General features: G+C 63.4%; 15 protein-coding genes and 1 CRISPR repeat array (1 of these 16 running past the window's edge). Of the genes, 10 read left to right on the top strand and 5 right to left on the bottom strand.

The window, feature by feature from the left end:
• Positions 1–889: direct repeats of the CRISPR family, unit length 37 nt; unit sequence GCATCGCCCGGCGAATTCGCCGGGCGTGGATTGAAAC (it extends 520 nt beyond the left edge of the window).
• Positions 890–1,658: 769 nt separating this feature from the next.
• The 3 genes from QZX93_RS13420 to QZX93_RS13410 form a co-directional block, all read right to left on the bottom strand.
• Positions 1,659–4,334 carry an AAA family ATPase gene (locus QZX93_RS13420; protein WP_295389631.1) on the bottom strand — a complete coding sequence of 892 codons (2,676 nt, stop codon included), beginning with the start codon at positions 4,332–4,334 and terminating at the stop codon, positions 1,659–1,661.
• A gap of 4 nt (positions 4,335–4,338) precedes the next feature.
• A complete protein-coding gene (locus QZX93_RS13415; RefSeq protein WP_295389630.1) occupies positions 4,339–4,791 on the bottom strand; it encodes a hypothetical protein in 453 nt (150 codons plus the stop codon).
• Between the two features lie 158 nt (positions 4,792–4,949).
• Positions 4,950–5,846 (bottom strand): NAD(+)--dinitrogen-reductase ADP-D-ribosyltransferase, encoded by an 897-nt coding sequence (locus QZX93_RS13410; protein ID WP_295389629.1) that lies wholly within the window; start codon positions 5,844–5,846, stop codon positions 4,950–4,952.
• A 182-nt stretch (positions 5,847–6,028) separates the two neighbouring features.
• On the opposite strand from QZX93_RS13410, the gene nifH reads away from it, so the two are divergent.
• From nifH to QZX93_RS13360, 10 genes are all read left to right on the top strand, one after another.
• Complete coding sequence (nifH, locus tag QZX93_RS13405) at positions 6,029–6,910, top strand: nitrogenase iron protein (RefSeq protein ID WP_295389627.1); 882 nt, start codon at positions 6,029–6,031, stop codon at positions 6,908–6,910.
• Between the two features lie 120 nt (positions 6,911–7,030).
• Positions 7,031–8,515, top strand: a complete 1,485-nt coding sequence (nifD, locus tag QZX93_RS13400) for a nitrogenase molybdenum-iron protein alpha chain (protein WP_295389625.1) — start codon at positions 7,031–7,033, stop codon at positions 8,513–8,515.
• A gap of 104 nt (positions 8,516–8,619) precedes the next feature.
• Positions 8,620–10,191, top strand: a complete 1,572-nt coding sequence (gene nifK, locus QZX93_RS13395) for a nitrogenase molybdenum-iron protein subunit beta (protein WP_295389623.1) — start codon at positions 8,620–8,622, stop codon at positions 10,189–10,191.
• 145 nt (positions 10,192–10,336) lie between these two features.
• Positions 10,337–10,552, top strand: a complete 216-nt coding sequence (gene nifT, locus QZX93_RS13390) for a putative nitrogen fixation protein NifT (protein ID WP_295389621.1) — start codon at positions 10,337–10,339, stop codon at positions 10,550–10,552.
• A gap of 55 nt (positions 10,553–10,607) precedes the next feature.
• Positions 10,608–10,802 (top strand): 4Fe-4S binding protein, encoded by a 195-nt coding sequence (locus tag QZX93_RS13385; RefSeq protein ID WP_295389619.1) that lies wholly within the window; start codon positions 10,608–10,610, stop codon positions 10,800–10,802.
• Between the two features lie 334 nt (positions 10,803–11,136).
• Positions 11,137–11,841, top strand: a complete 705-nt coding sequence (locus QZX93_RS13380; RefSeq protein WP_295389617.1) for a dinitrogenase iron-molybdenum cofactor biosynthesis protein — start codon at positions 11,137–11,139, stop codon at positions 11,839–11,841.
• Complete coding sequence (locus QZX93_RS13375) at positions 11,838–12,122, top strand: DUF6129 family protein (RefSeq protein ID WP_295389615.1); 285 nt, start codon at positions 11,838–11,840, stop codon at positions 12,120–12,122. The genes QZX93_RS13380 and QZX93_RS13375 overlap by 4 nt, the downstream gene beginning before the upstream one ends.
• Before the next feature lie 37 nt (positions 12,123–12,159).
• Positions 12,160–12,888: a 4Fe4S-binding leucine-rich repeat protein gene (locus QZX93_RS13370; protein ID WP_295389613.1), complete on the top strand. Its 729-nt coding sequence runs from the start codon at positions 12,160–12,162 to the stop codon at positions 12,886–12,888.
• A gap of 224 nt (positions 12,889–13,112) precedes the next feature.
• The gene (locus QZX93_RS13365) at positions 13,113–14,069 is read left to right on the top strand and encodes a hypothetical protein (protein WP_295389611.1); all 957 of its coding nucleotides are present in this window, start codon (positions 13,113–13,115) and stop codon (positions 14,067–14,069) included.
• A 41-nt stretch (positions 14,070–14,110) separates the two neighbouring features.
• Entirely contained in the window at positions 14,111–14,674 is a 564-nt protein-coding gene (locus tag QZX93_RS13360) for a hypothetical protein (protein ID WP_295389609.1), read from the top strand.
• A gap of 136 nt (positions 14,675–14,810) precedes the next feature.
• On the opposite strand, the gene QZX93_RS13355 is transcribed toward QZX93_RS13360, so the two are convergent.
• Positions 14,811–15,248: a bacteriohemerythrin gene (locus tag QZX93_RS13355; RefSeq protein WP_295389607.1), complete on the bottom strand. Its 438-nt coding sequence runs from the start codon at positions 15,246–15,248 to the stop codon at positions 14,811–14,813.
• A 439-nt stretch (positions 15,249–15,687) separates the two neighbouring features.
• Complete coding sequence (gene ppc, locus QZX93_RS13350) at positions 15,688–18,504, bottom strand: phosphoenolpyruvate carboxylase (protein WP_295389605.1); 2,817 nt, start codon at positions 18,502–18,504, stop codon at positions 15,688–15,690.
• Between the last annotated feature and the right edge of the window lie 86 nt (positions 18,505–18,590).

Here is an 18,590-nt window from a genome sequence, read left to right as displayed (position 1 = left end):
CGGCGAATTCGCCGGGCGTGGATTGAAACTCCCGTATTGATGTAATCGAAACCTTTGGGGTCGGCATCGCCCGGCGAATTCGCCGGGCGTGGATTGAAACTTCAGAGTGTGGGAGGGGTGTTAGCTCGTGTGAGGCATCGCCCGGCGAATTCGCCGGGCGTGGATTGAAACTGTAAACCTAAACTCGCGTGCCACGGTGACGTACTGCATCGCCCGGCGAATTCGCCGGGCGTGGATTGAAACAGATGCACCACCCACGCTCCGCGTACACAGGGTTCGCATCGCCCGGCGAATTCGCCGGGCGTGGATTGAAACTTCCACCCTGTGGCGCTGGTGGCGTTGGTGTGGCTGCATCGCCCGGCGAATTCGCCGGGCGTGGATTGAAACACGCTTCAGCACCGCGTGCTCCAGCCACTGGGGGGCATCGCCCGGCGAATTCGCCGGGCGTGGATTGAAACGCGTCCAACCCCGCGGGGTTGACGCGCTGCGGCGAGCATCGCCCGGCGAATTCGCCGGGCGTGGATTGAAACGGCTTGGCAGGCGGCGTGGGGCAGCGCTTGAACGGCATCGCCCGGCAAATTCGCCGGGCGTGGATTGAAACTGACAATGGTGGCACGTACGCTGGTCCAGATTCAAAGCATCGCCCGGCGAATTCGCCGGGCGTGGATTGAAACAATTTCGGCGTTAGCGGACTAGCCTCAATTGTGGGCATCGCCCGGCGAATTCGCCGGGCGTGGATTGAAACGCGCCCCGGTGCGCGGAACAGCAGGGTATCGAGCGGCATCGCCCGGCGAATTCGCCGGGCGTGGATTGAAAATCTTTGCGCAGGATGAACTGCGTCTGCCCCACTGCGCATCGCCCAGTCATTTGACTAGGCGCGAATTGAAACCAATGCGTAAGCGTGATTTATTCGGTTGGTCTTGCTGGCATGGGACGGGCCGATGGGCGGCCTGTCGATGAGGTCTCCTTCAATCAGTTCGACCCGCGCCGCCGGGTCCAGTGTACCAGTCTCGCCCATCCGGAAGTATTCGCTCAGGGTGATGGGGTGGCGCCTGGGACCGGCGGCAATCGGCGGGGCGATCGGGATGGCAACGGCGGCAGACATTCTGCATCCTCTCCTGCTCAGGGTTTGCTCTCAAGACTAGACGAAATGACGCGGGCAGAAAAGGTTCACAGCGCGGTCGCGGCGCAGTCGCACCGGAGACGGCGCCGCCGCTGCCAGCCATGTAGGAACACACGAACCGCTCACAGGGTCGAGATTCGCACCGCGTAGACCCCGCCGGCCTTGATCAAGATTCCGGCCACTTGGGCTCGCCGAGTGCGTAGTCAGGCCATCTTGGCCTGACACCGTCAGGGCTGGAAGCCCTGACTACGCACGCCGCTGGCCGGGATTATGATCGACGCCACCCCGCCGATGACGACATACTCGTCCTCGCCCTTGAGCATCCCCGGCAGCAGGCGGTTGTGGAAGACCCGTGGTGCCGGGCGAGCAACCCGAAACGTTTCAATTTAGAATCCCCGCAAGGACGAGTGACAGCCGGTCGATCGTGATCCCGAATACCGGAACTATTGTTGTGAATCCCGGCAACCCGAACATCGCCACCTCGATCATGAAGTAGCACCGGTGGCGGATCGCCCTATGGCCCTCTCACCAAGCATCAACGGCGACCAAGACGCGCAATATCCAGCCGGGGCGCAAAGGCATACAGGTCCACGATGCGTGAGGTGGCTGCTGTCCTGTTGCGCCGCAAGCCGATTTCGACGATACCAAGCTCTCTTAAGATATTCAGAGCGGAGAGCGGTTCACTTTCTCCGGCATTCTTAAGGGCTTCCAGGAAGTCATCCTCATTCTGGTATGACTTGAAACCCGTCAGACGTAAGATGCGAGAACGCTGCTCTTGACCACTCTCGGTCAATAGTTCTTCCAGGCGCGCGCTGGAAACCTCTGGCATGGCGTCACGAAGCGAGCGCGGGTCCAGCAGGGGAGCCGACCCGACGCGGCGGCCCTTGCGGATGCGCACGGCGGCCTCGAGCAACCAGAGTGCAGCGCGCGGAAACAGGCGTTCTTTGCCGTCACGCAACCGCTTTTCCACCCAGCTGGTGGAGCGCGTATTACTCTCACCCGTACCCAAACGATCTCCCCAGATCAACTCCAGGGCGGCCGCCCAGTCCTCGCGCGGCGTCTCTTCCAGGTTATCGATATTGACTCCGCGTTCCGCGACATGAGCGCGAAATGTTGCGGAGGCAGCCGCCATTGCGCGCACGATCAGGCGCCAAATATCGTCCGGACGCCAAGTGAGTGTCACATCACGCTTTTGGTACTTGGCTTGCTCTTCGGTGCCGAGACCGTCGAAAATATCCTTGCGGAGAAAAACTTTCACACCGACCTGGCGGGTGGAAACCCAGGAGGCGTTCGTCTGGTCAAGCAATCCCACGATCAATCCGCGGCGCCGTTTGAGCCCTTCCTCGGTCTCGCCGAGGGCGACGTCCAGATCGTCAAATAACAGGGTGACGCGTTTACCTTTGCGCTCGCACCACTCGTCCAGAGCGCGCCAGGCATCACTGATCAGCAGCGGTTGCCCCTGGTCGATGAGGGTACCAATAGCATCCAAGACACCCTGCTCGCCCGGAGCATCCACCAAGAGTTTGAACTGCTTATCCATTGCCGAATTGGAGAAGCTGAAGCGCCATTCCCTGCCAAGCGCGACCATCGCTCTACTCAGGGCCAGTATGGACCACGCATCCCGCCAGCGATCTGGGAAGGCCCTGTCAAGCTCCAAGAGGAGGTTTTGGGATGCCGGCGGCCTCGCTCCTCGGCTGGAGCGCGGGCTGGCATAGCCCTCAACGAAGATGACGTTCTGGAGTGACGAGACGCCTGAGCGCTGCCTGAGGAGTTCCGGCTGCTCCAGGCAGATCCGCCGCAGGTAGCTCTTGCCGGTTCCCTTGGCACCAAGCACGAGACAGGTGTCGTGACGCACAAAGCGGTCCAGGTCCGATGTGCGTGTGAACAGCCGGGCCAGATCTTGTGGGTCTGCACTCTCCGCCTGTGGCACGGGAACCACGGCTTCCCGGATCACCTGAGCCGCCCAACCCTCCGCGATTTGAGCCAGCGCCCTTGGCAACGGCGGCGGTTCGATGCGATCGGCCAGGTCCCGATAACCCTCCCCAATGCCGCTCACCAACAGGCCACCATCGTTCTCGACGATGCGCGCTGAGTAGTCGATAGAAATGATGTTGACATCGGCCGGCAGGTCATCGGCCGGTGTCGCCAACGCCTCGGCGATCTCTGCGCGGGCCTGCTCCAGTTGGGCCTGCAATTCCTCCAGGCAGCGCCGTCGCGCGTCATCACCTGCCGGTAGCATGCCAGCCACGAAATGCACCAGCGCGGGCCGTCCACGCGCCCTGCGGCTACGCTCCAAGGCAATGACCGCCGGGACCAGAGACGGATAGGTCGAGGGTGCGGGCGAGGCGAACAGGACCACCTCGTCTGCCAGGTCAAGAACGGCCAGAGCGGATTCGTCGCAGTAACCGGAGCGGGCATCCAACAGAACCACCCGCGCCTGGGAGACGCGGATCGCGGCTTCCAGCAGCCGCCTTAGCGGCGGCCGGGAACCGCGGTACAGGACGCTTGGGGCAAGCGGCCCCAGCAAGGCGTGGACAAACGGGATATCGGCCTTCGCCGGCCCCAGAACCTCGACCAGGGCGCCCGCGTCGACACCGGCCATCAGACTGCCTTCAAGTAATCGGTCAAGCGTCGCATCGGCGACAGTTGGGTCCCCGGCCCGCCGAACCAGGTCCTCGAAACGCGTCCGACCACCGCCGTCCGGGTCGCCCGTCAGCGCACCGACCAGGGCCGGGGACTCCAAGTCCAAGTCGACTGCGAGGACCTTCACCTGTCGGCGTCCCAGCAACATCGCGACATGGGACAAGGCCGTGGCACGGCCGACTCCACCCTTGATGCCCCAGAACGCGATCACCTTGACCCCGTCGGGAAGGCCGCGGTCATCGGGCACCAGCGGTTGGGGCTCCAGCATCAGGGCATCAGGCCAATTTGGCGTACCGATCAGACGTTGGGAGAACAAAAGTTGCTCCTCGCCCTCCTCCAAATCGTCCGGCGACTTGAGCAGGGTCAGGGTGCGCTCGGGCAGGCGTAGACCACGCTCTTCCAGTTGCTCTGTCAGTAACCCCAAAGGATCGTCGGTATCCGCGAACGCATCGGCCAGAACACGCAGATCCACTGATCCCTCCCGTCCGCGCCGCACCAAGAGGCTCTGGGGATGGAACAGATCGTCGATCGCATGCCGCAGTTCGGATAAAGAGGCTTCGTTTGTCATGGTCTTACGTCACCAGCTCATGCATCCACTCGACCAGCCGTTCGGCCGACTCAACCAGCGGCTCCGCGAGCCCCCGGTTCGGCTTCTTGACACCATAACGATGCTGATAAGGGGCAGCACCGTTCAGGCAAAACATAGCCTGGTGTTCGTCGGCCGTTGCCTGTTCTATGATTGGGCCCGGCAGGCCACGCCAAAGTTGAAGCAGATCGTGGCCTTTCTTGCCTGCAAACAAACCTGCGACCGGTCCGCCCTGCAAGTCCTCGACCGAGTTGGCCTGCCTCCCGTGGAGCAGCGCGGCCTTGAGGGCGCATTCGGCCGCGACCAGGGCCATGGTCACGGCGCCGTCGCGCTGTTTCTGGGACTGGGGATAGTCAAGCAAAGCCCGCGCCTCTCGCGCACGCCGCCGTGCCGCATCGAAAAAGCTCTGACGAGTATATTGCGGCTCGACCTTCGCCATGCATGTCACCGACCCTAAGAGGTTTATCGTTAGGTCGAAAGGATATCGCAATACCCACGTCTTAGCGGGAGTTTTCCGCGGGCCTTCTGCGCCGTCATCACGCGTCTCTGGCGCTTCTCAACAACCCGCCCCAGGTCTGAGGCTTCACTTATCAGAGCTCACAGGGTCGAGATCCGCACCGCGTAGACCCCACCGATGACGACATACTCGTCCTCGCCCTTGAGCATCCCCGGCAGCAGGCGGTTGTAGAAGAAGACCTTCGGCAGCGGCACCTGGGCGGTCAGCAGATAGTCGCCGAACTCGTCGGCACGCTCGCGGTCGCTGGTGAAGCTGTTGAGGTTGTTGAGCAGGACCAGATAGCCGCCGTCCGGCTCGCGGCCCAGCACCTCGTGATCGCCGATCGAGTTGATGCCCCGATAGAGCGTCAGGTGATTGAGCCCAGGGTGCTGGCGGCGCAGCTCGTACTGACAGTAGGTGTAGAGCAGGTCGAGCTGGGACTCCAGGGCATTGGTGCCATAGATGCCCCGCACCGCCTCAGTCTGAAACTCCACATAGGCCGCGCTGCCGCGCCCGTGTAACGGCCCCCCGTGGTGCCGGGCGAGTAACCCGAACCGGGTCTCCGCCCAATATTTGAGCACCGCCCCCTCGCGCCCGTCCGAGTCGAAGGACCAACCGCGTACCTGCCGTAGATAGTTGGCGTTGGCCCGCGACTTCTTGCGCCGGCCGGGGGTGAGGCCCGCCTCCTCCAGGTGTTCCAGACAAAAACGCACCGTCATGTAGTCGACAAAGCACTGGGCCCGGGCCCGATGGTCCTCGACCGGGTCCAGGCGGCGGCACAGGTCGGCGTGGAAGTCGCGCACCCCATCGATTGCGAGCGGCACCGGGTGTCGCTGGTAGGCCAGGCTGCCCAGGATGCCGGCGGGCAGGTTGCAGCGATTCAGACATAGCCGCGCGGCCTGGGGCAGCGCCGCCGCGGACCAGGCATCCGCGGGGTTGCGCCCAGGGTCGCCTGCGCCCGAACCAATATCCGACCCCTTTTGTCTGTTGTTATCCATACAGCGGCCGCCGCCTTGTCGTGGATGCTACCAAGACCGTAGAGCCCCTCACAAGACCGCATTCGCTTGTTTTACAGTATCTTTTAGTATGCATTGTGACCTGGCACGAGGTTTGCTGATAGGCAATCGAACGCAAATTTTTGTTCAACCGCTGCGAAAGCCCCTCACAGGAGAACCTACCCATGGCACTGCGTCAATGCGCCATTTACGGCAAAGGTGGAATCGGCAAGTCCACCACCACCCAGAATCTGGTCGCCGGCCTGGCCGAGGCCGGTAAGAAGGTGATGATCGTCGGCTGCGACCCCAAGGCCGACTCCACCCGTCTGATCCTGCATGCCAAGGCCCAGAACTCCATCATGGAGATGGCGGCGAACGCCGGCAGCGTCGAGGACCTGGAACTGGAAGACGTACTGAAGGTCGGCTACCGCGGCATCAAGTGCGTCGAGTCCGGCGGCCCGGAGCCGGGCGTCGGCTGCGCCGGCCGCGGTGTTATCACCGCCATCAACTTCCTGGAAGAGGAAGGCGCCTACGAGGCCGATCTGGACTTCGTCTTCTATGACGTGTTGGGCGACGTGGTGTGCGGCGGTTTCGCCATGCCCATCCGCGAGAACAAGGCCCAGGAAATCTACATCGTCTGCTCCGGCGAGATGATGGCCATGTACGCGGCCAACAACATCGCCAAGGGTATAGTGAAGTACGCCAACTCCGGTAGCGTGCGTCTGGCCGGCCTGATCTGCAACAGCCGTAACACCGCCCGCGAAGACGAGCTGATCATGGAACTGGCCCGCCAGCTCGGCACCCAGATGATCCATTTCGTGCCCCGCGACAACGTGGTGCAGCGCGCCGAGATCCGTCGCATGACGGTCATCGAGTACGACCCGAAGGCCGGGCAGGCCCAGCAGTATCGCGACCTCGCGCACAAGATCATCAACAACAAGAACTTTGTGATCCCGACCCCGATCACCATGGATGCACTCGAAGCGCTGTTGATGGACTTCGGCCTGATGGACGAGGAAGACGAGTCAGTCGTCGGCAAGACGGCCGAGGCGGAAGCCGCCGCCTGATCGGACGCAGTACCAAGATCGTGCCCCAAGGCGCCCTTGGCGCCGCGGTGGTTCAGAACAGCGTTGTTGCAGAGCGTCTCGTCGGCGGATTAGCCGCGGCGCCCGTAGCGGAGAGCCAACATGGCAAATTTGACTCGTGAAGAGACCCTCGACCTCATTGCCGAAGTCTTGGAAGTCTACCCGGAAAAGGCCAAGAAGGACCGCGCCAAGCACCTGGCGGTCAACGATCAGTCGATCGAGCAGTCCAAGAAGTGCATCACCTCCAACCGTAAGTCCCTGCCCGGTGTCATGACCGTGCGCGGCTGCGCCTATGCCGGCTCCAAGGGCGTGGTGTGGGGCCCGATCAAGGACATGATCCATATCTCTCACGGCCCGGTCGGCTGCGGTCAGTATTCCCGCGCCGGGCGCCGTAACTATTATGTCGGCATGACCGGGGTCGACACCTTCGGCACCATGAACTTCACCTCGGATTTCCAGGAGAAGGACATCGTCTTCGGCGGCGACAAGAAGCTCGCCAAGCTGATCGACGAAATCGAGCAGTTGTTCCCGCTCAACAAGGGTATCAGCATCCAGTCGGAATGCCCGATCGGTCTGATCGGCGACGACATCGAGGCGGTCGCCAAGAAGAAGGGCAAGGAGATCGAGAAGCCGATCGTCCCGGTACGCTGCGAGGGCTTCCGCGGGGTCTCCCAGTCGCTGGGTCACCACATTGCCAATGACGCCATCCGTGACTGGGTCATCGGCAACCGCGACGGTGACGACTCCTTTGCCACCACGCCCTATGACGTGGCGGTGATCGGCGACTACAACATCGGCGGTGACGCCTGGGCCTCGCGCATCCTGCTCGAGGAGATGGGCCTGCGCGTGGTCGCCCAGTGGTCCGGCGACGGTACCATTGCCGAGATGGAGCTGACGCCCAAGGTCAAGCTCAACCTCATCCATTGCTATCGGTCGATGAACTATATCAGCCGGCACATGGAAGAGAAGTACGGGATCCCATGGATGGAGTACAACTTCTTCGGGCCGACCAAGATCGCCGAGTCGTTGCGCAAGATCGCTGCCTTCTTCGATGAGACCATCCAGGCCAACGCCGAAGCGGTCATTGCCAAGTATCAGGCGCAGTACGATGCGGTCATTGCCAAGTACCGGCCGCGGCTGGAAGGCAAGCGCGTGATGTTGTATGTCGGTGGCCTGCGCCCCCGTCACGTCATCGGCGCCTATGAAGACCTGGGGATGGAGGTAGTCGGTACCGGCTACGAATTCGCCCACAATGACGACTATGACCGCACGATCAAGGACATGGCCGAATCCACGTTGCTCTATGACGACGTGACCGGCTACGAGTTCGAGGAATTCGTCAAGCGCATCAAGCCGGATCTCATCGGTTCCGGTATCAAGGAGAAGTACATCTTCCAGAAGATGGGCATCCCCTTCCGCCAGATGCACTCCTGGGACTACTCCGGCCCCTATCACGGCTATGACGGCTTCTCCATCTTTGCCCGGGATATGGATATGACCATCAATAACCCCTGCTGGGGCAAGATGCAGGCCCCCTGGCTGGCCACCGAGGCGGCCGAAGAGGAACCGGCGCAGGCCCGCGCCTAGCGGTGAGCGGCCGCCGGTGCGCCGGCGGCCACAGTGTGTACGCCCGAAGATCAGTCCCTTTCATGCCTGTGTCCGCAGATTAGCGGCGCGGCAGGAGATTCGAAATGAGCCAGACAGTCGACGACATCAAGCCGAGCTACCCGCTATTCCGGGCGCCGGAGTACAAGGACAATCTCGCCAACAAGCGTAGCACGGTCGAGGAAGGCCATACCAGCGAGCGCGTGGCTCAGGTCTTCCAATGGACCACGACCGAAGAATACAAGGAACTCAACTTCAAGCGTGAGGCCCTGACCATCAACCCGGCCAAGGCCTGCCAGCCCTTGGGCGCGGTGCTCTGTGCCTTGGGGTTCGAGAAGACCCTGCCCTATGTGCATGGCTCTCAGGGGTGTGTGGCCTATTTCCGCTCCTATTTCAACCGCCATTTCAAGGAGCCGATCGCCTGCGTGTCCGACTCCATGACCGAGGACGCGGCGGTGTTCGGCGGCCAGAAGAACATGTTCGACGGTCTGGAGAACGCGCTGGCGCTCTACAAGCCGGAGATGATCGCGGTGTCCACCACCTGTATGGCGGAGGTCATCGGCGATGACCTGAGCAGCTTCATCACCAATGCGAAGAAGGAGGGTCACATCCCCGAGGATCTGCCGGTCCCCTTCGCCCATACCCCGAGCTTTGTCGGTTCTCATACCACCGGCTGGGACAACATGTTCGAGGGTATCGTCCGCAGCTTCAGCCTGAAGACCATGGACGACAAGGTGGTCGGCAGCAACGGCAAGATCAATCTGGTGCCGGGCTTCGAGACCTACCTGGGCAATTATCGGGTCATGCATCGCATGCTCGATGAGATGGGCGTGGCCCACACCATGTTGTGCGACCCCACCGAGGTGCTGGATACCCCGGCCGACGGCGAGTACCGCATGTATGCCGGCGGCACCACCCAGGCCGAGGTCAAGGACGCCCCCAACGCCATCGATACCCTGTTGCTGCAACCCTGGCAGTTGCCCAAGACCAAGAAGCACGTCGAACTGGTCTGGAACCAGCCGGCCACCCCCATCAACATCCCCATGGGCTTGGAGTGGACGGACGACTTCCTGATGAAGGTCTCGGAGCTGACCGGTAAGCCGATCCCGGCCTCGCTGGCCAAGGAGCGCGGCCGCCTGGTGGACATGATGACCGACAGCCACGCCTGGCTGCACGGCAAGAAGTTTGCGCTTTACGGCGATGCGGACTATGTCCTGGGCATGGTGAAGTTCCTGCTGGAACTGGGCGCGGAGCCGACCGATATCCTCTGCCAACATGCCAACAAGCGTTGGAAGAAAGAGGTTGAGGCCATTCTCGCCAAGTCCCCCTACGGCAAGGGCGCGACGGTGCATACCGGTGCGGACCTGTGGCACTTCCGCTCGCTGGTCTTCACCAACAAGCCGGACTTCATGATCGGCAACTCGTATGGTAAGTTTATTCAGCGCGACACCCTGCACAAGGGCAAGGAGTTCGAGGTCCCGTTGATCCGTATCGGGTTCCCGATCTTCGACCGGCACCACCTGCACCGCATGACCACCCTGGGGTATGAGGGGGCGATGTATATCCTCACCACCCTGGTCAATGCGGTCCTGGAGCGACTGGACGAGGAAACCCGCGGCATGGGCACCACGGACTATAACTACGACCTGGTCCGCTAACCGGGAACCGACCGCCATCCCCGGCGGTCGGCTCCCGGTGACGGTGAAGCAGTCCGCGAAGAACGTCAAGCGGATTGCTTCACTGGTCCGGCAGCGACGGCAACCCGCGGGAGCGTCGCTGCACCCAGCATATAGAGGTGACCCAATGCCCAGCGTGATGATCCGTAAGAGCGACAGCGGCGCGCTCCTCTTCTATGTCGCCAAGAAGGACATGGAGGAGACCATCGCCACCGTAGAGACCGACACCCCCCAGACCTGGGGCGGTGAGGTGGAGCTGACCGACGGGTCCCGGTGGTACATTGACCCCATCAGCCCACCCCCGATCTTTCCGACCACCCTGCGCTTCAAACGCGCCGATTGATCCTGTAACCGGCCGCCGTGTGCGGCGGCGTCGACTAGAGAACCGGAGACCCACCATGGCCATGCAAATCGTCAGATCCGCCTGTACCGCCTGCGGCGACTGCGCGCCCATCTGCCCCACCAAGTCCATTACCCCGTTCAAGGGCGTCTACAAGATCGACCCCGACACCTGCACCGAGTGCGAGGGCGAATTCGACATGCCACAGTGTGTCAATGCCTGTATGGAAGACGACTGCATCATCGCGGCTTGAGGGGTATTGTCCGCAAATGAACGCAAATTAACGCAAATTAGGCCTATGCGGGGACGCGAAGCCTCGCGAAGAATCGACCGGCGTTAATGGTTCAGGTTGCGGAGTTCAGCCGCCCTCGGTTGGCCCTTGGACCTCACCGTAACAGGGTCCACGGGGCCAACCAATGGCCTGTCGCGCGCTCGGTGATCGGCGCGACGATCACCGCCGGAAAAAAGGTGAGCGGGCGGATGCAGTATGTCAGAGGTCAGTGGCGATCAGCGCGGTGCAGATACGCGCCTTAGCCACCCACCATTTTAATTTGCGTTCATTGGCGTTCATTGGCGGACAATCAATCATGGCTAGCCCAATCTCCGAAGACCTCGCCCTGCGGATCGGGCTGGCGGCCCGCGCCCTGCCCGACACCGACCCGGCACGCCTGATTCGGGTACTGGGGGCGGCCGTCGGTCTGCCCCCGACGGTGGAGAAGCTTGCCGCGCTCAAGGTCAAGGACCTGCGGGCCGCGGCCGACGGCGAACTGGGCGACATCGACCTCGATGCACTCAAGGCCGCCTTGGCGCACCTCAAGGGCGAGGGCATCGTGGACTCTGCCCCCCCTCCCCCGCTCGACGCCTACACCGACGGCGACATGCCCGGCTCCATCCGGGTCGCCTGCGCCTCCGACACCGGCGACCACCTGGACGGCCACTTCGGCGCCGCCCGGCGCTTCCTGATCTATCAGGTCTCGGCGGCCGAGTGCCGACTGATCGACGTGCGCCGGGTGGACGACACCGGCGCCGAGGACCGCAATGCCTACCGCGCCGGTCTGATCGCGGACTGCCAGGTGCTCTATGTCGCCTCCATCGGCGGCCCGGCCGCGGCCAAGGTGATCAAGCTGGACATCCACCCCATCAAGGACGCGGCCGGCGGCAGCGCCCGCGAGCGCATGGTCCGGCTCCAGGAGACCCTGTCCCACCAGGCCCCGCCCTGGCTCGCCAAGGTCATGGGCATGGCGCCGCAGGAGCGTATTCGCTTTGAACGCACCTGCGAGGAGGATGCATGATCAGCGTTGAGCGTCTCGATCAGGTGGTGCAGGTGGTTACGCGGGCCGGGCTCAATGAGCAGACCCTCGGCGCCCTGCGTCAGGCCTTCGCACCCATCCATTTCACCTACTGCCAGGATGAGGACATTGGCGAAGGGGTTGGCGTGACCGCGCCGGTGCGCAGCGCGGAGGGATTCAACCTCTATCTGGTCGACGGCCAGGCCCACTGCCTGCGTCTGACGGCCGATCCGCAGGCCGCGACCGGCCTGGTCCTGGCCGCGCTCGACCATGGAACCCACTAGGGCGCCCGCCCTTGGGTCTGCGGCGATTGAGCCCGACGTGTCCGCACCACCGGTCGCCGACTGTGCCGAGTGCCCACACCGGCACGACCTGCTGACCCAGGGCCGCTGCACCCCGGGGGACGTGTGCGTGCGGGTCATGAGCGGCCGTCAGATCGAGCGCTTCTTCCGGGTCAATCCGGCCCTGGCGGACGCCTATGCCGGGGACGCATTCTGGGAGCGGCGCGCCATCGCCGCCCGTTATGTCTCGCAACAGACATTGCTGACGCTGATCGCAGACCCGGACGAGATGGTACGCCGCGTGCTCGCCTACCGCCTGCCGATCGAGGCCCTGGCGACGCTCGCGACCGACCCGGATCGGGAGGTGCGGGTGATGGTGGCCGAACGCCTACCCGCCGAGCGGGTGGAGTGTCTGGCCGCCGACCCGGACTATCTGGTGCGCCAATATGTGGCGCGCCGCCTGCCGGTCGGGCGGCTGTTCCGGATGATCCGCGACCCGGATCGCCAGGTGCGCGTTACTGTCGCGGACCGCCTCCCGCTGGAGAGCCTGGGTCTGCTGCGCAACGACCCCGAGCCCGAGGTGCGGATCAAGGTGGCCGAGCGCATCGACTACGAGGAGGCCGACGGTCTGCTTGCCGACCCGGACTGGCGGGTGCGCCTGCGCCTGGCGGAGCGGCTGCCGGTCGACCTGCTCGGGGCCTTGCTCGAAGACCCCGACCCGGATGTCCGGGCGACAGCGCAGGCCCGGTGGGCCGAACGAGAGGAATAACATTGTCCGCAAATGAACGCAAATGAACGCAAATGAGAAACGGATCTTGCGTATTGGGCCGATTGGCGGCGCCTAAACAGTCTCGATGCCGACCCTCCCAACCTCTGTTGCATTTATCTGTTGCATTTATTAGATTTGGGTTCATTAGCGTTCATTTGCGTTCATTTGCGGACGAATAATTCTTAATAATTCTTATTAAACCAACGAACGATCAGGTTAAGCGAATGACAGCCACCGACCTTGACCCACAGCAATCCCAGACGCTCGCCCTGCGCGTGGCCGAGGCCTGCGCCGCACTGCCGACTGGGGCGGACGTGCCGGCCCTGGTGGCGGCCATCGGCAGCCTGTTGCCCGGATTGGAGGTCCGTCACGCACTCTCGCGCGGCGGCTGGCACCGCCTGGGCGGGGTCGTGGACCGCGACGGGGCGCGCATCGCCGAGCACATCGCCTCTTGGGCGGAGGCGCTCGGCGGCGGTGACATCGACTCACTGATGGCACAGATCGACGGCCAAGACTATTGTGCGACCCGCCTCAACGGCCAGACCCATTATCTGGTCGCGGCGACCGGCCCGGCGGCGCGCGACTTCATCCAGATCGAGATCGAGGAGTTGCAGGAGGTACTGGATCACAGCCTGAATGAGCCGGACTGGTTCCCGGACAGCATCGCCGACTTCGTCGACCCCATGGACCTGCCGCACCTGGAGCCGCAACCGGTGGGGCCGGCGCGGCTGGTCTTTCGCCGATTGCTGCCGATCAATGCACTGTTGGACTCCACCGACGCCAGCCCCCGACTCACCCGCTTCCTGGCCGATTGGGACCGCAGCAGCGCCGGTGAGACCTCCATCTTCTGCGAGCACTGGGTACTCGCCATCCGTGAATATCGCGACCAGGAGGGCGACGACCACCGCAGCGCCAAGCCGGTTGCCATCGCCGCCGCGCAGGCCCCGGCGCTGCCCGATGGCGAGGTGGCACGGGGCGCCCAGCTCGCCAACCAGATCCACGGCTTCGACCGTGTACTCGGCTACCCCTTCGCCTGGTACTTCCACATGCTGACCAACCCCAAGGTCTCGCACCAATTGGCGGAGGCCGTCCACGCCGACCTGATGGGCGCCTACGACTACCTGCCGGTGCGCGACCTCAAGGTGCTGCGCGACTGGTACAACCAGCCCTATGGCGCCTAAGTCAACGAATCGCTACACCCAACACTGAGAGACCAACCCAGATGCTGCTCGACACCTACCAGGAACAGGAACGCTACTGGCTCATTACCGCCCAGGGCCCGACCGGTACCGCCGGACTCTTCGCCTTCCGCGGCGATTTCACCGTGCTTGCCGGCGAGTACGACGAGGCGGCCCGTAAACGCAACCCGCCCCGGGCACTGCTCAAGGAGGCGGTGATGCTCGCCACGGCCGAGAAGCTCCAGTTCGTCGCCGGCAACTTCGCCAGCATCGACGAACTACCCGAGTTTGTCGCACGCTTCCAGGGCGACCTGGCCCCGGACTGTGTCCCAGTCTTCTACGTGGACAATATCGCCGCCAGCGCCCAGGTCCAGATCGGCGCCAACCGCTATGTCCTGCTCAAGTTCGACGATGGGATCGTCTGGAACAACCTGATGGAAGAGTTCTATGTCGAGAAGGCAGACCTGAAGGGCCAGAACTCCGAGGATAAGGTGCTGGTCGTCGCCCAAGCGGCCAAGGGCCACGCCTTCAAATTGCCCGAGCAGACCCTGGAGGCCGTTCAGGCGGCCAAGACCACCAGCCGCCGCGAGGTCTGGGGGGCGGTGTAAGGCCAACCGGCGCAACTGCGCCTTTGCCAGGGTCGGCTAACGGCCATGGCGCCCGCACGACCCCGAACGATGAAAGTGGCGGGCGCCTTGGCCGTTCCCCCTCCCCGCCCTCCCCCAATCGGGGAGGGAGCACTGGCTAACCGAAAAACCGACCCAAAGTCTTCTTGAGCCAACCAGGATTCAACATCTTGGATGCATAGGGGGCATAATCCTTGTCATCTCTCTTGATGTGGTTGGTTAACCATATCTGCAGCGTACTCATCAATTTACCGGTCACATCCCGCCCCTCTTCATGCTGGCGGACCAAGTTATTGATGTTTGAAATAAACGCTTCATGAACCTTCTTGTGCGAGTCGGACAAGGGATAGCCCGCATTCTTCATCAATTCTTCTTCAAAGGCGAAATGGGTGGTCGTGTAATCGACCAGGTTCATCAGGATCTGAGTCACATCTTCTTTGTTTTTCTCGTTTCTCGCAACAGACAACTCGTTGATATAATCGATAATTCTTAGGTGTTGGCTGTCGATCACATCGATACCGACCGAGAGCGACGGGTCCCAGGACCAATAGAGCATTGCATTTCTCCGCGCTTGCGCGAACTAGGTGATTCATGGCCGGTAGACGCGATTGCGTCGAGAGCTCCATGCGTTTGACGTTACGCGCAGAGTATGTGATGCCGAGCGGCAGCGGCCTGCGTGATCGGCCGGTCGCTCAACCGCCGTCCAATTGGCAAAATTATTGTTAACTTTAGATAAAGGGCCGTCCCCAGTCAACCCCGTGGCCGTCGACCATAAAACGCATGACGGCTGCGGTCATAGCGATCCATAAGATGGCGGCGCGCCGGGCCGGTCATCAAGACCCACCGCGACGCGGACGCGCCGACTGCCAAGCCCAATCCTGACCCCGCCATCATCCTCGTAGGAACGGCCCCCGGCCGCGACCGGCCTCGCAGATTACCGCGGCGTTGCGTATTGCCGAGAGGCTGGCCGCACTGGAGTGCGGCGCCCCCAGCGGTCAGCCCGTATTGCGCATCCCCGCCGCAATGGCATTGATCGAGCGCAGCAGCGGATCGAGCCATTCCTCCTGCAACGCCTCGTCCTGCTCGGCGCGATAACGCCCGAGCACCGCCACCTGGATATGGTTGAGCGGGTCCAGATAGAGGTTGCGGCGGGCCAGCGAATGGGCCAGGTCCGGGGTGTCTTCCATCAGCGAGCGCAGGCCGGCGACGTGCAACACCTGGGTGCAGGTGCGCTCATATTCGGCCTCGATCAGGCCATAGATCACCGCCGCCTGCCGCTGGTCCTGGGCCAGGCGCAGGTATTCACGGGCGATGTGCATCTCGGCCTTGAAGAGCGACATCTGGGTGTTGGACAGCAGCGCGCGGAAATAGGGCCACTCCTGGTACATACGCTGGAGCTTGGCGAGCCGCTCGGGGTCGCTGCCGCGCCAACGCTCGATGGCCTGGCCGACACTGAACCAGGCCGGCAGCGTCGTGCGCGACTGGCCCCAGCCGAAGACCCAGGGGATGGCGCGGATGGATGACAGCGCGCGGTCGCCCTTCTTGCGGTGCGAGGGCCGCGAGCCGATGTTGAGCAGGGCGATGGCATCGAGCGGCGTACACTCATAGAAATAGTCGAGGAAGCCGTCGGTCTCGCGCACCAGCCTGCGGTAGCCCTGCTCGCCCAGGCGCGCCAACTCGTCCATGATGCCCAGATAGTCCTTGCGGTCCGGCGGGGGCGGTGCGATCAGGCAGCGGCTGGCCTTGATAAGCCCGCTGATGCCCATGATCAGCTCATAACGGGCGGTCTCCGGGTTGGCATAGCGGTAGGACAGCACCTCGCCCTGCTCGGTGAACTTGATCTGTCCATGGACCGTATCGGGCGGCTGGGCGAGGATCGCCTCGTGGGTGGGGCCGCCGCCGCGCCCGATGGTGCCGCCGCGGCCGTGGAAGAGCCGGCAGCAGACCTGGCGATTGTCCGCCAGCGCGATCACCTTGCGCTGCGCCTCGTAGAGGTTCCAACTGGCGCAGAGGATGCCGCCGTCTTTACACGAATCCGAGTAGCCGAGCATGACCTCCTGGCGGTTGCCGGAGGCCTTGAGCAACGCGCTGTAGGTGGGGTTGTCGAACAGCGCGGTCATCACCGAGTCGATGTGACCCAGGTCGTCGATGGTCTCGAACAGCGGGGCGATCTGGATGTTGCAGAACCACCCCTGGCGATCGCGCCCGGCGAGCCCGGCCAGCCGCGCCAGCAGCATCGCCTCCATCACATGGCTGGCGGTGTGGGTCATGGAGATGACGTACTGCCCGAAACAGCCGCGGCCGATCTCGGCACCCAGGTGCGCCATCACCTCAAAGACCTCCAGGGTCTCGCGGGTCGCCGGGGTCAGGGTCGCCTTCTCGAAGATAAAGGGATGGGGGTGGGCGATCGACTCGGCCAGGGCCATGAGCCGCTGGTCCTCGTCGAAGGCCTCGTAATAGGGGGCGCCGGGCTGGCGGGCGAAGAGCTCGGTCACCGCCTGGGTGTGGCGGGTCGACTCCTGGCGGCAGTCCAAGTGGACCAGGTGGAAGCCGAAGCTCTCCGCCAGTCGAATCAGGTCCTGCAAGGGTCCGGCGGCGGCATTGGCGTCGCCGTGGTGGATGAGCGAGTCGCGGATCAGATAGAGGTCGGCCAGGAACTCGCGGTCGCCGGCATAGCCGCCCGGCGGCACCGCGTGGTGCTCGCCGCGGATGCGGGCGCGCACCCGGTCCAGGTTGGCGGCGAGCCGGTGGTCCATGATGGCGAGCTTGCGCCGATAGGGCTCGCTGGCGAAACGGCGCAGGCCCTGCCCCATGGTCTCCAGCCAATATTCCTCGTCCGCGTCCAGGCTGTCCATGAAGGCCGGCGAGGGCTGGCAGATGGGGACGGTGTGACTGAGCACCCGGCGCAAGGCGATGACGCGGCGTTGGTACTCCTCCAACACCAGTTGATGGTGCATGCGCACCGCCAGCTCCGTGGTCTCGGGCTTGACGAACGGATTGCCGTCCCGGTCCCCGCCGATCCAGGAACCGAAGCGGATGAAGCTCGGCACCCGCAGCCCGCCCTCCGGGCCATAGCAGCGGCGGATCGCCTTCTCCAGGTTCCGATAGGTCTCCGGCACGGCCTTGAACAGCGACTCGCGGAAATAGTGCAGGCCCTGGCGGACCTCGTCGATCACCTGGGGCTTGTGGACCCGGACCTCGTCGGTCTTCCACAGGCCCTGGATCTCGGTCAGGATCGCCTGGAGTTGCTCCACGCGCTCCTCCTCGTTGAGCCGCTGGCGGTGCAGGCCCTGGGCGATCAGGAAGATGCGCCGGAAGGCGTCGGAGATAGTGCGGCGCTTCGACTCGGTCGGGTGGGCGGTGAATACCGGCAGATAGATCAGGTGGTTGAGCAGGTCCTGAAACTTCTGCGGGGGTACCCCATCGGCATGGAACTGGCGCACCGTGTCGTCAAACGAGCCGAACCACAGGCGCTCGCCCGAGGAGATGCGGTCCATGCGCGAGAGATAGGCGTTGAGCTCCTCGGCGGTGTTCACCAGTCCGAAGAAGATGGTGAAGGCGCGAATCACCTCCGACAGGGTCTGGGCGTCCACCGCGTCGATGCGCTTCATCAGCTTCTCGCGCAGCGCCGCGTCCTCCTGCTCGCGCAACTGCATGAACCCGTCGCGCAGCCGCTCCACGATCACCAGTACACGCTTACGGCTGTGCTCGCGCAAGACCTCGCCGAGCAGGGCGGTGAACAGCTTGATGTCGCGCTCCAGGTCCAGGGCCTGGTGCCCCTCCTGGTTCCCATCGGGGATACTCTGATTCATTGACGGATTCCGCGTGCGGCCGCTAGGGTTATTGGCTCAAGCACCCATTCTAACCCGTAGGGGCACAGTATAGGCGGGGGAATCGG

It is taken from the genome of uncultured Thiodictyon sp. (genome assembly GCF_903946935.1).
GTDB lineage: Bacteria > Pseudomonadota > Gammaproteobacteria > Chromatiales > Chromatiaceae > Thiodictyon.
The sequence above is the reverse complement of the archived record's forward strand: the minus strand, read 5'-3'. Positions and strand labels throughout refer to the sequence as shown.